This window comes from Shewanella gelidimarina, from assembly GCF_023283945.1.
Lineage (GTDB): Bacteria > Pseudomonadota > Gammaproteobacteria > Enterobacterales > Shewanellaceae > Shewanella > Shewanella gelidimarina.
The window spans coordinates 245,420-259,702 of the sequence record NZ_JAKIKW010000004.1; the positions used below are offsets into that span (position 1 = coordinate 245,420).

At 45.4% G+C, this 14,283-nt stretch carries 10 protein-coding genes; 4 read left to right on the forward strand and 6 right to left on the reverse strand.

Translation table 11 applies throughout. The features are described from left to right. Positions 1 to 39: 39 nt before the first annotated feature. Positions 40 to 1,215 carry a GGDEF domain-containing protein gene (locus L2729_RS05970; RefSeq protein WP_248987432.1) on the forward strand — a complete coding sequence of 392 codons (1,176 nt, stop codon included), beginning with the start codon at positions 40 to 42 and terminating at the stop codon, positions 1,213 to 1,215. Between the two features lie 15 nt (positions 1,216 to 1,230). On the opposite strand, the gene L2729_RS05975 is transcribed toward L2729_RS05970, so the two are convergent. The 4 genes from L2729_RS05975 to ohr all read right to left on the reverse strand — a co-directional run bounded on the left by L2729_RS05975 (position 1,231) and on the right by ohr (position 4,426). Next, positions 1,231 to 1,428 carry a cytoplasmic protein gene (locus L2729_RS05975; RefSeq protein ID WP_248987433.1) on the reverse strand — a complete coding sequence of 66 codons (198 nt, stop codon included), beginning with the start codon at positions 1,426 to 1,428 and terminating at the stop codon, positions 1,231 to 1,233. Positions 1,429 to 1,523: 95 nt separating this feature from the next. Then, complete coding sequence (locus tag L2729_RS05980; RefSeq protein WP_248987434.1) at positions 1,524 to 2,945, reverse strand: thioredoxin family protein; 1,422 nt, start codon at positions 2,943 to 2,945, stop codon at positions 1,524 to 1,526. Positions 2,946 to 3,300: 355 nt separating this feature from the next. After that, entirely contained in the window at positions 3,301 to 3,747 is a 447-nt protein-coding gene (locus L2729_RS05985; protein WP_248987435.1) for a hypothetical protein, read from the reverse strand. 253 nt (positions 3,748 to 4,000) lie between these two features. Next, complete coding sequence (ohr, locus tag L2729_RS05990) at positions 4,001 to 4,426, reverse strand: organic hydroperoxide reductase Ohr (RefSeq protein ID WP_248987436.1); 426 nt, start codon at positions 4,424 to 4,426, stop codon at positions 4,001 to 4,003. A 115-nt stretch (positions 4,427 to 4,541) separates the two neighbouring features. On the opposite strand from ohr, the gene ohrR reads away from it, so the two are divergent. The 3 genes from ohrR to chrA all read left to right on the forward strand — a co-directional run bounded on the left by ohrR (position 4,542) and on the right by chrA (position 7,647). After that, complete coding sequence (gene ohrR / locus L2729_RS05995) at positions 4,542 to 4,994, forward strand: transcriptional regulator OhrR (RefSeq protein WP_248987437.1); 453 nt, start codon at positions 4,542 to 4,544, stop codon at positions 4,992 to 4,994. 187 nt (positions 4,995 to 5,181) lie between these two features. Beyond that, on the forward strand, positions 5,182 to 6,357 hold the full coding sequence (locus tag L2729_RS06000; RefSeq protein ID WP_248987438.1) for a glycerol-3-phosphate dehydrogenase/oxidase: 1,176 nt from the start codon (positions 5,182 to 5,184) through the stop codon (positions 6,355 to 6,357). Positions 6,358 to 6,465: 108 nt separating this feature from the next. Further along, positions 6,466 to 7,647: a chromate efflux transporter gene (gene chrA, locus L2729_RS06005; protein WP_248987439.1), complete on the forward strand. Its 1,182-nt coding sequence runs from the start codon at positions 6,466 to 6,468 to the stop codon at positions 7,645 to 7,647. Positions 7,648 to 7,741: 94 nt separating this feature from the next. Here chrA and fdhF read toward each other — a convergent pair whose 3' ends face one another. Continuing rightward, positions 7,742 to 12,016 (reverse strand): formate dehydrogenase subunit alpha, encoded by a 4,275-nt coding sequence (fdhF, locus tag L2729_RS06010; protein WP_248987440.1) that lies wholly within the window; start codon positions 12,014 to 12,016, stop codon positions 7,742 to 7,744. A gap of 973 nt (positions 12,017 to 12,989) precedes the next feature. Continuing rightward, positions 12,990 to 13,991 (reverse strand): pentapeptide repeat-containing protein, encoded by a 1,002-nt coding sequence (locus L2729_RS06015; protein ID WP_248987466.1) that lies wholly within the window; start codon positions 13,989 to 13,991, stop codon positions 12,990 to 12,992. Positions 13,992 to 14,283 lie beyond the last annotated feature (292 nt).

Consider the following 14,283-nt stretch of genomic DNA (forward strand, 5'->3'; position numbering starts at 1 on the left):
TAGAACAATTATAAAGCCAGACTCTACTGGCTTTTTTTATTGAAAAATTCGACTAACATTGATGGGCAAGTGCCTAATTGGTGGATCATTATTCTAAACAGCAATCGATATAAACATCAGCTCAAAATCGAAACTCAAAATATTCTTCAACGAGGAATTTTTTGGGCGATGTATATAACGTTGTTTTTAGTGGTAGTGGTGATACTAAACATCTACTTTTTCGCTCATGGCCTCTACGACATCAAAGATATCTTGCCTGAGATCGCACCCGTTACGGTATTGGTGGTGGTTGGTTTTTTTGTCATTAAATTGTTGGCTTTGAATGGAGTGACGAGTCAGCAGAGTCATACCTTTCTGATATTGTTAGTGTTGGCTTGGTGTTATTTGCTCTATGGCTTAGTCCAATTATCCAGTGACCCATTGCCGGGTATTGAGTCGCTCGCCGACATTCTCGCGTTGGTATTTGTGTTTGCTTTATTCCCCAACCGTAAGGTGATGTTGTTAGCAATCTTACCTTTTCTGCTGTTTTCCTGTGTTTATCGATTATATGAGTATCCTGACGCGCCGGTATTTCCACTGACCAAATTTGTCTGTGTACTGGCTATTATCATGTCAGGGCAAAAGATCATTTCTGGATGGTTCGTTAAGGCCGTTATTCGAGATTTTGAAAAGCAAAAGTTAGTAAAACAATTTAAACGGTTAGCGCTAATAGATGGCCTGACGAATATCAGTAATCGTCGTCATTTTGATGAAATATTGGCGCAAGAGATCCGTGCATCTGAGCGTAATAACCATGCATTAGCGATTATCTTGCTCGATATTGATTTCTTTAAACGTCTAAATGACACGTTGGGACACCAAGCGGGTGACGAACAGTTAGTTAAGGTCGCTGAGATTATCAGCGCGGCGGTTAGCCGCCCTCGAGATCTCGTTGCACGCTATGGGGGTGAGGAGTTTGTTATTGCCTTGCCCAATACGGATCTGCTCGGTGCCATCCATGTGGCTGATAAGGTCAAAAGTTTGCTAGCAGAAGCCGAATTAATCCACCCCTGTTCTGATGTCTCAGAATGGGTCACATTATCGCAAGGTATTGCTCAGTGGGAGGACGGGATGAGTAAAGACAATCTTGTTAAAATGGCTGATCGCATGTTGTATCGCGCTAAATCAGCCGGTAGAAATACGGTCTGTAGCGATGAGCAGAGCACTAACCTTTAGCACCCTTCATTCATTCTAGGCTTTAGTGCTAATAATATGGCCTGCATTTCCAACAGGGGCTGGCGCCGTTTGTGGCAAAGCAGACTCTATCAATTTAAGCGCAATATCCCCCTCAATTTTTTGCTGCTCTTTTGACATCTGAGCAACTTTTAAACCTACACCGCCATGACTCATATTAGGCTCAAGGTTGGGGGTTGATAATGAAATACTCATAGTGGACTCGTGATAAAGGGATTTAATGTTATATCGGCGCTACACACTATCGCTTAAGTGTTTCCTTGTTACAGTATGTAACGCCGTATTAAATCCTATTTAGCCGAGCTTATTTTGTTTTTTTTCTCAATCGCTTTGCGAGTAAAAGTGATGATAAAGGTGATAACAATAGAGCTTAAGATAAGCCCAATCGCCAACATCACATTCTGTAAAGCCGTGGGATCAATTGCCAACATCCCTCCTAGACCCACCATCATAATGCCGGACATTAATTTTAGGGTCTGTCCCTCTTTTTCAGTGAGCTTACGCTTTCCTAAAGAGACACTAAAAGCGATGACGATAATGGCCAGTGGGATCACATAAACAATGTTGTAAAACGCAAGGTACATATAGCGTTCCATTGTCGGAAGATCGTGCATTGAAAGCACACTGGTATAGATCATTGGAAAGCCAGCGGTACACAGTAATTCATAAGCGTTAGCAAGAATAGACAGCACTACGGTACCGGCAATCATTGCGGTCATGCTGCTCGCACTGGTGAGTTTCCCCATGCGCTTGATAAGGCCGGTTCTATTTTCGGCAGACATCGATAAGGTGACTTCTCCTTTAGTAAAGAAGTAGTCCTTTATATTCACCGCTCCCGCGACAAGGGCGAGCATACCTGCACCGAGAATAATCCAGCCACCGTCGCTTCCCGCGCCGAGGAGTTGGAATATATTGAGCCATGCACTCATGAAAATGAAATAGATAAAACCGGAAAAGAATACAAAAATCCCTCCCACAATCAGCATTCTGGCGCGACTCTTTGCATTAACCATGATGGATAAAAGAAACAGTAATACGAAGAATGCGCATGGATTAAATGCATCAACACCCGCGAGCACCACCGTCAGCAGTGGTAACGACATCTGTTCAGGGTGAACGACTCCGATAAGTGGTAACTCAACCGGCTGCACATCTGATGTGCTAATTTCGCTAGTGCTATCAAGCCCTAGATCACAAGTGCCAGCGCTGGCAGATTCACTGCAGGTTTCAAAGAAAGCCCCTGAGCTGGCCGGTGTGTCAGCCGTATGTGTATTGGCGGTTTCTGCAGTAAGTTTACCCCCAAGTGAAATGTAATATGATTTTAAGCGATCAACTAAAAATTCTCCGGTGACGGCTTGGCTGCTGTAACCGATGACCGCTTTTTTACCACTGGCAAAGTAAGGCACGGAGCGAGCTTCTGTGCCGGTTTGTTTAGCAATGTCTTGCCAAATCGTCATCGTCTCTGGATCTGAAATCAGATGAGCTTCAAGTTCTATCCAGGGGTAGCGTTCAGGCAGACTATCAATAAAGGGATGTGCTTCTTTACAGTGTGGGCAGGTTTGTGACCAGAAAAAATACAGCTTAACTTTTAGTTCTCCTGCATCATTCGTGTAATGCCAAACCGTGGGTTGCTCTGATGCCGACGCAGCAAAGGTGGGGAGTGCGAAGCTCGACAATAGCAGTGTTACTAAGAGTAAAATGTATTTGGCCATAGGAACTCCAAATGGGCAGAAGAAGCATGATTGAATCGATTAGTATTAGATACTTTACTGAATTGAGGTCTAATTGATAAATTAATGTGTCAAATTTGTGGGCGCATTCTCGAATAAATTACTTTTGGGAACAACCACCAATTTTTAATAATATTTTGAAACTTTTAACTGATTTTATAATCAGTTAGTTAAGGTTGGAATAAATAAGAGGCCTATAATGGGACAGTTTTAGTGTTAACAACATGTTTAGGTCGTTTGGACGGTAGCTATTGCTTCGTCGAAGGGCTAATTCTCAAGCTTGTTAACTCGATGATGATTTAAGCCCATTTCAGCTAGCTTTATCGAATATTTTGGCTTATTGAATACTAGGAGTGACTTCACTGAATTTTGCTATGCGAAGGTTGATGTCATTGACTTGTGTGTCACACCAGATAATGGCAACCGAACGCTCGGGTTCACTGCTGGCGGTTAAAATACGGCTAATAATCGGCGCTGGATAAGCAGCATTATTCAAGTAAGTTCTAATCCGAACAACCCTTCTGTTCGCCAGCCACTTATTGTAGTGTTTGACGTCTTCGTTACGTTGCACTTTGTTCAATTTAAACTCTAACAGCAGATAACCCGATTGGGACTGATAGTGGGCCATTATGTCGTCAAGTTGAACGCTATATTCAGTGCTGAAGTAAGAGCTGTTTTTCGCATAGGGGATATCGGTAATATGTATTTTTTCGACGCATTGTGCCATCACATTGGCAGCAGTTAAATTGGCGATGATAAAGCCGATTATGACTATAAACTTCATTTTTTAGCATTCCTTTGTAAAATATAAGTCTTTAAAAATCAGCTTAAGCAGCATCTTCCTTGATTTTATGCAGAGGAATTTATGTTATTGCGGTATTAAATGCAATGCACTTTAATCGTTCAGTTACGACTAAAGCACGGTCAAAAACGGATTAAAATAGGGTGCCATAAAATTGGGGCCCCAGAAATACTCACTTTCCTTGATAGTAACCCCATTAAATGACAAAAAATTGACTGTATTCTAGCCAGATGAATTATTTTAATACTTGTTGATTCACGGTTAATTTAACATCAATATTATTGCGAATAGCATTCGAATAAGGGCAAACCTGGTGCGCGATACGCACCAATTCCATCGCCGACTCTTGTTCAAGGTCGAGTTCAATCATCAGCGCTGCAGTCAGTGCAAATCCGCCAGACTCATTAGCACCAATCCCTATGGTTGCACTAACGGGGGCAGCATTGATGGCTATTTTTTGCTCTCGTGCAACGTGTAATATGGCGTTGGAGAAACATGCCGCATAACCGGCTGCAAAAAGCTGTTCTGGATTAGTCGCATTGCCCGCACCGCCCATCTCTTTTGGGTAGCTAAGATTGACATTAAGTAGACCGTCTTCTGTTTTAGCGACACCGTTACGTCCAGCTGTTGCGTTTGCAGTTGTTTGATAAATTGTTTTCATGGTAAATCCTTTGTCATTTAAGTTGCGTGCAATTCAATTGCTAGCAAGTTTATATCGATTTTTATGTTCAACGCAAGTATATTGTGCACAATTAAGTTTTAAAGGGTTCAAATAAATGTCAATTGATCAAACACGTGATCCGCTATGTCTTGATAATCAAGTGTGTTTTTCGTTGTACAGTGCAACAAATGCGATGGTGAGGGCTTACCGACCTTTACTGGAAAAGTTAGATCTTACCTATCCACAATATTTAGTCATGATGGTGCTATGGGAAAGTGATGGCATTAGCGTGAAGGAACTGGGTAACGCGCTGCACCTAGACTCAGGCACGTTAACACCGCTGCTTAAGCGCTTGGAAACCAAAGGTATGGTGCTTAGAGGACGTAGTGAACTCGACGAAAGAGTGCGGGTGCTGCATATCACCGATGCGGCGAAAACGCTAAAGCTCGCAGCTGAAAAGGTGCCAGAGCAGATGATGTGCCAGTTAAGAACGTCGGTTGAAAAGTTAAGCCAGTTAAAATTACTTTGTGATGATATCTACACCGAACTTAGCCATTCAAAGGGGTAAAGGTGAGTCCCTGTGCCGTTTGAGATGAATGGTAATGCGGTTAATAGTTGTGACTGGTGGCAATTCAGATAATACTTAATAAAGACGAATAGACGAATAGACGAATAGACGAATAGACGAATAGACGAATAGACGAAAAGACGAAAAGACGAATAGACGAATAGACGAATAGACGCATGGAGGTGAAATGTCAGCAGTTGATCTAGTTATTGTTGGTGGTGGTATTAATGGTGCTGGCATCGCTCAGTGCGCCGCTGCAGCAGGATACAGTGTCACGTTATTGGAAAAGGGCGTGATTGCCGGTCAAACCTCAGCTAACTCCAGCAAACTTATTCATGGTGGCTTACGTTATTTAGAGACTGGCCAGTTAGCTTTAGTGAGGCAATCTCTTGCAGAGCGTCGTGCACTGTTAAAACTCGCACCCTCTTTAGTCAATCCTATCCCGTTTTATATCCCCGTTTATGAAGATAGTCGCAGAAGCTCTATGGCGATAAGAGCGGGGCTAAGCTTATATTCTATGTTGAGTAATTTTGATTCTCTAGGCCAATTTAAGTCTATTCCCTCAGTGCATTGGGCAAAAATAAAGGGGCTTAAACTTGTCGGGCTTAAAGCGCTTTACCAGTATTGGGACGCGCAAACAGACGATAAACGACTCACCGAATCTGTGGTGAAAAATGCGCGTAGTATGGGCGCATATGTACTTGAACATGCTAAATGCACCCAAATAGATCACCAGAAAAGGCATTGTGTTGTGCGTTATGAATGCCAAGGACAACAACATGAAGTCGAAGCGCTTGCGGTGGTGAATGCCGCTGGCCCTTGGGTTAATGATGTACTCAATTGCGTGACGCCTGTTGTATCGCCAGTGCCTATTGAATGGGTGCAAGGTAGCCATTTATTACTGGATATAGCGGCAAACGATGGCATTTTGTATCTTGAGTCTTGTTTCGATAAACGGGTTGTTTTTGTGATGCCATGGAATGGAAAAACACTGATTGGCACCACCGAAGTCGTGCTTGATGAAATGACGGGGCGCCCAACGCCTACTGAATCTGAAGTTGATTATTTACTGGGTATTTATGGCCATTATTTTCCATCAATGGGGGATATCGACAGTTTGAAATCTCGTATTCTGGATACCTTCTGTGGAGTGCGAGTGCTGCCAAAGCAGCAAGGGAATGCGTTTGATCGCCCCCGTGACACTTTGCAGCAAACCAGCTCATCCCATCCGCATCTACTCACACTCTATGGTGGCAAACTGACGACTTATCGAACCACAGCGGTCGAAGTGCTGGGTTGGCTTGAGTCGCATATTGGCAGCCGTAATGCATTGGCAGATTTCAATCAATTGCAACTGGATTAAGCCCATTAAAGTTTATCGCTAAAATTAATTTAGCTTTGTGCTGGGCGCTTCATTAAACTGTCATCTTTATGTCATATTCTTTGGCCGTTTTCACTTTGGAAGTTGACCATGCTACAGATATTTATTCGATTTTTTTCTCTTGGTTTAATCTCGTTTGGCGGGCCCGCGGCTCATATAGGGTATTTTAGACAGACATTTGTGCAGGAGCTGCAATGGCTTGATGATAAGCACTATGCCAGTCTGGTGGCGCTAAGCCAGTTTATGCCTGGCCCAGGTTCGAGCCAGGTTGGTTTTGCGATTGGTTATCATAGAGGTGGCTTATTAGGCGGCCTTGCTGCTTTTTTAGGTTTCACGCTGCCGTCGTTTATTTTACTTTTCTTATTAGCGGTAACCAGCAGTCAATGGCTGGACTATTCAATGGCTCAAGGCGTGATACATGGCCTTAAGTTGTTGGCCGTGGTGGTAGTGGCTGACGCCATCTTGATTATGTTTAAGCAATTTTGCCAACGTAAACAAGCGAAGTTATTGATGGTATTTAGTTGTGTGGTGATTTTGCTGCAACCTGCAATGCTCATTCAATTTTCACTATTGGTAATAGCAGCCATTGTTGGCCGCTATTACCTCTCAGCGACTGACGACAGCGATACACATTCTCCAGCTCAAGAACCTGTGCAGCTGAATTTCTTTTGGTTGAGTCTTTTTGCGGGTTTGCTGATCGCATCTTTAGTGGCAATAGGCCTGTCTACGCAAGCGGGAATTAGCAATCTTACCGAGTTATTCAGTCAGTTTTATCAAGTGGGTAGCATGGTGTTTGGTGGCGGGCATGTGGTACTGCCTTTACTGCAATCGAGTATTGGCGACACCATCAATAACGATCAGTTTCTAACGGGTTATGCCTTGGCACAGGCCGTTCCTGGACCTATGTTTGCGTTGGCGGCTTTTCTCGGTGCTGAAATTTGGGTGTCGCAACCGTTAGTGGGGGCACTGGTGGCGACTTTAGCCATTTTCCTCCCCGGCTTTTTACTTATGTTAGTCGCGCTTAAAAGCTGGCATGCGATTAGTAGTCGACCTAAGGTGACGGGTGCAATCGCGGGGGTTAATGCGTGTGTGGTGGGGTTCTTGTTAGCGGCGCTCTATAACCCTATCTTTAGCAGTGCTGTGCTGTCGCCATTAGATATGGCACTGGTGGTATTAGGTTTTGGTCTGTTTAAAATATTCAAGCCGAATATCTTTATTCTGGTGGCCGGTTTTGCCATTTCTGGTGGTTTAATTTCTGCAGTCATCGCTTAATAATAACGTAAGTGTTCATCGCGCTGACTAAAAAGCCGCAGATATTCTCTGCGGCTTTTTGATATCAGTAATCTCTCAGTGGCGATATCAGCCCCTAGGCAGGTTCGACTACCATCACCTTTTCAACTTTTACTGCGCACACCTTTAATTCTGGGATTTTAGCCACGGGATCTAAGGCATTAATCGTGAGTTTATTGGCTGCGGACTCTGCGAAATGAAATGGCAAGAAGATAACACCCGCTTGCGCACGTTTAGTCACAAACGCATCTATCTCAATCTCACCACGTCGGGTCGATAATTTAAGTCTGTCGCCGTTGTGTATTTGCAATTGCTCAGCGTCAAATACCGAGATCATCACCCTGGGCTTGCCAAGCTCGTTAAGCCCTGGGGTTTTACGGGTGAGTGTGCCGGTATGGAACTGCTCGAGTAAGCGTCCTGTAGACAGTATTAGTGGGTATTCAGCGCACGGCATTTCAGCCGGGAGTCTATATTGCACCGGGCGCATCTGGCCTTTGCCATGGGTAAACTGCTTGCTATGCAGTATTGGTGTGCCCGGGTGACCTTCAGCTGGACAGGGCCACTGTAACCCTTGGCGACCATTAGCCGTTTCACTGTCGATCATTTTCCAGGTAATACCACGATACTGCGGCGTGACTTCGGTTATCTCATGCCAAATCTGTCTCTCTGATTGATAATGCCAGTCTTCACCCATTTGTTTGGCAATAAGTTGAATTATCTCCCAGTCGTTCTTGGCCTCTCCTGGAGGAGTCACCGCAGGGAGTAGCTGCTGCACTCGGCGTTCAGTATTGGTAAAGTGTCCCAGCTTTTCCGCAAATGCAGCGGCAGGCAATACCACATCAGCAAGCTCGGCAGTTTCGGTTAAGAAGATATCTTGTACCACGATGAACTCAGAGGCCTTTAAACCAGCAAGTACATGCTTTTGGTCTGGGTCACTCAGTACTGGGTTTTCACCCATGACATATAGGGCTTTGAGTGAACCATGGGTCAGACCCTGCATCATCTCGGTGGCCGACACACCTATCTCTGATGGCAGATCGTCTTTGCCCCAGGCTTTTCTAAAGCGCATTTGGACTAACGGGTCATCCAGTTTTTGATAACCACTAAAGTAATTAGGCAACGCGCCCATATCGCAAGCGCCCTGTACATTACTTTGGCCACGCAGAGGGTTGATACCAGCGCCTTTCATACCGATATTGCCGCACAGTAGCTGTAAGTTAGAGATCGCTGTGACATTGTCATGGCCAGAAGTATGCTGGGTAATCCCCATCGCATAGTAAATGGCGGTTTTTTTCGCGGTGCCAATGAGACGAGCCATCTCAACGATATCGTCTGCTTCTACTCCGGTGATTATCGCGGTATTTTCTGGGCTGTAGTCATCGCTCATCACTTCATCAAAAAGATCGCTAAAGCCATCGACACGCTGTTGGATATAGTCTAAATCATGCCAATCATTCTTGATGATCTGCTGCATAATCGCATTCAGCAGCATCACATCTGTGCCTGGCTTTTGCGCGACATAAAGCTGGGCTTTATCGGCGATAGAGACTCTCTTAGGGTCGGCAACGATTAAGCGTGCGCCATGATCCTTTATTGCCAGTTTAATATGTGAAGCAATAATGGGATGGGCACTTTCGGTGTCAGATCCAATGATAAATATTAGATCCGAGTCTTTAATGCTGGGAATGTCATTGGTCATGGCACCGCTGCCTATGCTCTCGCGGAGCGCCGTAACCGTTGATGCATGGCAAAGTCGAGCGCAGTGATCGATATTATTGTTACCAATAACGCTGCGAAACAGCTTCTGGAATAGAAAATTGTCTTCGTTGGTGGCCTTAGCCGATGACAAACCTGCTATGGATTTTGCCCCATACACGGCTTTAATCTTGCTAAATTGATTACCAATATGGGTAATAGCCTCTTGCCAGCTGGCTGGCGTTAGCACACCATTTTTACGAATAAGTGGCGTTGTTAGGCGCTTGTCACTGTTGACAAAGTCAAAACCAAAACGGCCCTTAACGCAAAGCATACCTGCGTTGACGGGGGAATTTTTATCGCCGTTAATATGGCGAATTTGATTCTTTTGTTTATCAACGTGCATCTCAACACGGCAACCAATGCCGCAGTAGGTGCAAATGGTGGATACCGTTTCCAATGGTTGCTTAAGCTCAGCGGTTAAGCCCTGCGTCTTATCGCGAGAATCGACCAGAGCCCCCGTTGGGCAAACTTGCACACAGTTTCCACATTGTACGCAATCACTGTCATTCATGGTGGCGCTAAAGCCCACTCTCGGAGCATTGCGCTGGGCTGCGTCAACAGAAGAGGGGAGCGCGTGGTAATGGTCTTTTTCAAAGCAGATAGCATTGTGACCACTGGCTCCTTTACAGGTTTCCACACAGGCGCCGCAGCTAATACAGCGGTTGGCATCGAAAGTGATAAAGGGGGCGCTGGTGTCGACGCTAAAATGCTGTGCCTTGCTGATATCAAGTTCTGCCGCTTTGACTTTATACTCGGTGGCGTAATCTCGTAGTTTACAGTCGGTGTTGACCTGACAAGCACACTCGAGGCAACGAGCCGCCTCTTTCATCGCTTCATCGGGAGCAAAACCGAGTTCTACTTCGCTGAAATTAAGCGCGCGTTGTAGCTTTGCCAACTCTGGCATTTTACTGCGTAATTGCTGCTCGGTATCGGGGTAAAGTGCATCGGTGCCAAGCGTGGCTAATTGGTTCGTTTTGGCGGCTTTAGTGGAGTTGAATAGCTGTTTATCAAGCTCACAGGTCAGCCCTTGTGTTAGCAGTTTTTCAATGGCATCGGCGGCTTTTCTGCCATCGGCAACCGCAGCAACGGCAGTGGCAGGTCCTGTTCGAGAGTCACCAATGACAAACAGTTTATCGAGTCCAGCGGAAAGCCCCGCAGACATCGTATGTTCACAGCCTTCAAATGTATTCCATCGAGTCAGCGCCACTTCGCCAGTCGCCAATTTGCTCTCTGGGTGATCTAAAAAACTCATGTCTGGTGTTTGCGAAACCGCAGGGATCACGGTATCAAAGGCTTCAACAAAGGTCTCACCTGTGGGTTTTGGCGAGCGACGACCCGAAGCATCGGCATCACCGAGTGCCATTATTTCGAATGTGACCTGATTAACCCGGCCAGCATCATCGCTATGGTTTTCAATTGGATTAGTTAAGAAATGGAACTTAATGCCTTCTTGTTCAGCTTCATGAATTTCATAAGGCTCAGCTGGCATCTCATCGCGAGTACGACGATAGATTAAGGTCACATCGGCGCCATCACGTTTTGCCGTGCGAGCGCAATCGATGGCGGTATTACCGCCGCCAATAACCGCCACTTTCAGGCCTGTTTGGTAGGTCTTTTCAGTGCAATAATCTTTAAGGTAGTCAACGCCTAAATAACAACCATCGAGTTCGATGCCAGGGTAGTTCATTGGCACGGCTTTTTGCGCACCAATGGCCAGACAGACAGCATCAAAATCGGCCAGTAAACCGTTTAAATGAATATCTCGACCCAGGCGAACATTCGTCTGAATATCCAGACCATTTTTGCATAGCAGATCAATCTCTTTATCAAGAATAGCTTTAGGTAAACGATACTCTGGAATACCGTATCTTAACCAACCGCCAGCTTGCGGCATAGACTCAAAGACCGTGACATCATGGCCATTATTCGACAAGTAATAGCCTGCTGAGATCCCCGCCGGCCCACTGCCTATAATGGCGACCTTTTTGTCGGTGGCCGGCTTTTTAGGGGGAACGTAAGGGGCATCACCTTCAAGGTCCAGATCCGCAGCATGACGTTTTAGCTGGCGAATAGCCACGGGTTCGTCAACCAGGCCTCGTCGACATTCTGTTTCGCAAAAAGCGGGGCAGACACGACCAATCGACAACGGAAGTGGCAGCGTTTGCTTAATCACTTTAACCGCTTCGCGGTGGTCGCCTTGTGCTATGTGGTGCAGGTAAGATTGTACATCGACCCCCGCAGGACAAGCGGTTTGGCATGGTGCTTCGCAGTCGGCAAAGTGGTCAGATAATATGGTGTGTAACGCGGCTTTACGCTGTTTACTGAGTGCGGCTGATTGAGTGATAACGTCAATATATTGTGAGTCAATATCAGCGACTTTGGTTTCACAGGCGCGAACGGTGTTGAGCTTGCCATCTGCATTTTTAAGTTCAACATGGCAGAGATTACAGTGCTGCTTAGTGTTGGTGACCAATGAGCTTGCAGGGCTTTTACACAAATTGGGGATCGCGATATTAGCGTTAAGCGCTACATCGAGTAGGGTATCTTGTTGATTGGCAGTAAGGGTGATGCCATCAATACGTATTTGTTTCATCGCAAGGGCCTTTTAGTTATTGAGGTTCACAGCTTTCGACATTTTATTGAGACGCTAGGTCTCGATTGTCAAAGTGCGCGCTCTGAGTATGGACTCGACGATACTTGATGCTTTTGAGTATACCCTCGCACTTTTTTTACGCAGAAATTGGCGCTTATTTTTCTGCTGTATTTGCTAGTGGATTCACAAAGGCTGATGGAAATGTGCACTGACTTGTGAGTGTGGGTTTGTAAGTGTGCGCTAGGTAGTGTTTGTATTGGTGGTGTCGTTGTTTGTCCATTCATAGCTTCTATGGGTGGACTTGCAGCGAGTCTCAGCTGTGTCTGCATATGCGTCTGCCGCAGGTCATTGGAAGCACAAATGCATCAAGCTGCGCTTGACCAAAGTCGTGGCGCTTCGCCCACACCAGAGTCAAGGGGCAAAGCGCTTGCGCCCCTTGACAATCCCTCAGCGCCCCAGACGAAGTTACATGCGTTAAGTACGGGCCTCATACTCCAATAAAAATCGCCTAACGGCTCAGATGGTACATCCATGTACCCCCGAGCCTGGCCCATCATCCTTGATGGTTCTACGGCATTTTTATCTACGCACTTCGGCAACTCCGATGGGGAATGGGTGTTATTCGTTAGCGAGGAGTACGTACTTAGATCTATGCTTTCAAATTTGAAAACTCAAATGCTAAACGATTGTGCTTTTCCAACCCAGTGCAGATGCAGATGCAGCTGAGGCCTTCGGTTTCAGGGATGAAACCGCGGAGCGGCCATGGACGGCGAAAAGCGAGCCTCAGTGGCGTCTGCACATGCGCCGACCGCTGGTCATTGGAACCGCCTTTGCCTGAAGGTAACGCACTTTTGTCCCAAAGTTTGTTAGCTGCGCATTAGCCTTTTGAGCTAATGAAGCAGTGCTTGCTCAACGCAGTGGTGCTTCACCAATTATAATAAAGACTCGAACAAGAAGGCTGTTCTTGTCTTCCTTAGCGGGTCATCTTTTTCACAAATACCACCACGAATAACGCGATAGTGAAGCTGCCAGTAAAGGCTTCGAATGCGGCAATGGCTCTAGAAATACCAATTGGGGTAAAGTCGCCATAACCGAGTGTGGTAAAGGTCACTACCGAGTAATATATGCAGTTAAGAAAAATAATTAAGTTACTGTAAAAACTATTATTTAAATTAAACTGATGTATCTCGCCATCGAAGTTTAGACCTGTGAAAAAATACAGGATCGCGCTGAAAAGGATCAGCGCAAGTGAGAAGCCAATGACTCTCAATGGTGCTTCGCCATAGCCACAAAATAGGTCAATTGCTTTTGATAGAAAGCGTTTAAGGCAGTGTTTAGGCATTTGGTGGCGACGCATGGTGAGTTCTTTACGAATGTATTTGCCAGACATGGCGAACAGGCCTTCACGTTCAGCGGCTTTTCGTAGATCGCGGTAGATCTCTTCAGCTTGTTGAAAGTAGTCCAATGCTTGCTCTTTATGACCACTTTGCTCCGCCACACGAGCCAGCTGTTCTTGGCGTAATACTTTGCCTGCTTGCATGTTTTCTATCTTAGAACCAACCCATTTGATGCCGAGTAAATTACAGCCACTAAGATTAGCGCAATGCAGATTGGCTTCCCGCAGGTCTGCTTTCATCAAGCTGGCATTACTGAAGTTAATGTTGAACAGGTGCCCACCGCTTAAATCGGCGCGATAGAGTTCGGCGTTACTAAGGTCATAGCCGATTTTTTGATGGTGACGTACCAAGTCGATTCCGGCGAGTTTAGCGTGGTTGAGACTGATCCCCCTGAGCTGACCACCGCGGTTTGCATACTGTTCAAGCTGTTGAATATCTTCAGGCCTATTCTTAATAAATTTAGGGTCATGCCAATAGCATAACCCCGACTCTCCGGCAGGTTCATGGCAAATATGGGTGTTGTCTTCATGATAGCGACATGTCAGACCTTGTTCATGTGATGGCTGGTTCAATGGCATAATCGCTTCAATATTTAACGGTATTTTTATTATAGTAATGGAGTGGTTGGTTTGCAGATTTTGCAAATGAATTCACCATTTTCTCATTTTGCGCGTTGTCGTTAAATGGCAGAATAGAGGGCTGAAAGTGGCTTTATGTCACCTAAGTTTAAAATGTTGAATAAAATTGCGGTTTTGATTGCTTTTGCAGCTAGGTTTCAACCCATGCATGGGTTAAAATAGCGGGCTGTGTATCTATTGATAATTGAGACGATAGACGCGGACTGTTTCTGCTGTTATCTGTCGTCAGTAA

Coding starts and splice junctions, on each gene's coding strand:
- L2729_RS06015 (WP_248987466.1), bottom strand. CDS start 13,991: ATGCCATTGAACCAGCCATCACATGAACAAGGTCTGACATGTCGCTAT.
- L2729_RS05985 (WP_248987435.1), bottom strand. CDS start 3,747: ATGAAGTTTATAGTCATAATCGGCTTTATCATCGCCAATTTAACTGCT.
- fdhF (WP_248987440.1), bottom strand. CDS start 12,016: ATGAAACAAATACGTATTGATGGCATCACCCTTACTGCCAATCAACAA.
- chrA (WP_248987439.1), top strand. CDS start 6,466: ATGCTACAGATATTTATTCGATTTTTTTCTCTTGGTTTAATCTCGTTT.
- ohr (WP_248987436.1), bottom strand. CDS start 4,426: ATGAAAACAATTTATCAAACAACTGCAAACGCAACAGCTGGACGTAAC.
- L2729_RS05975 (WP_248987433.1), bottom strand. CDS start 1,428: ATGAGTATTTCATTATCAACCCCCAACCTTGAGCCTAATATGAGTCAT.
- L2729_RS06000 (WP_248987438.1), top strand. CDS start 5,182: ATGTCAGCAGTTGATCTAGTTATTGTTGGTGGTGGTATTAATGGTGCT.
- L2729_RS05980 (WP_248987434.1), bottom strand. CDS start 2,945: ATGGCCAAATACATTTTACTCTTAGTAACACTGCTATTGTCGAGCTTC.
- ohrR (WP_248987437.1), top strand. CDS start 4,542: ATGTCAATTGATCAAACACGTGATCCGCTATGTCTTGATAATCAAGTG.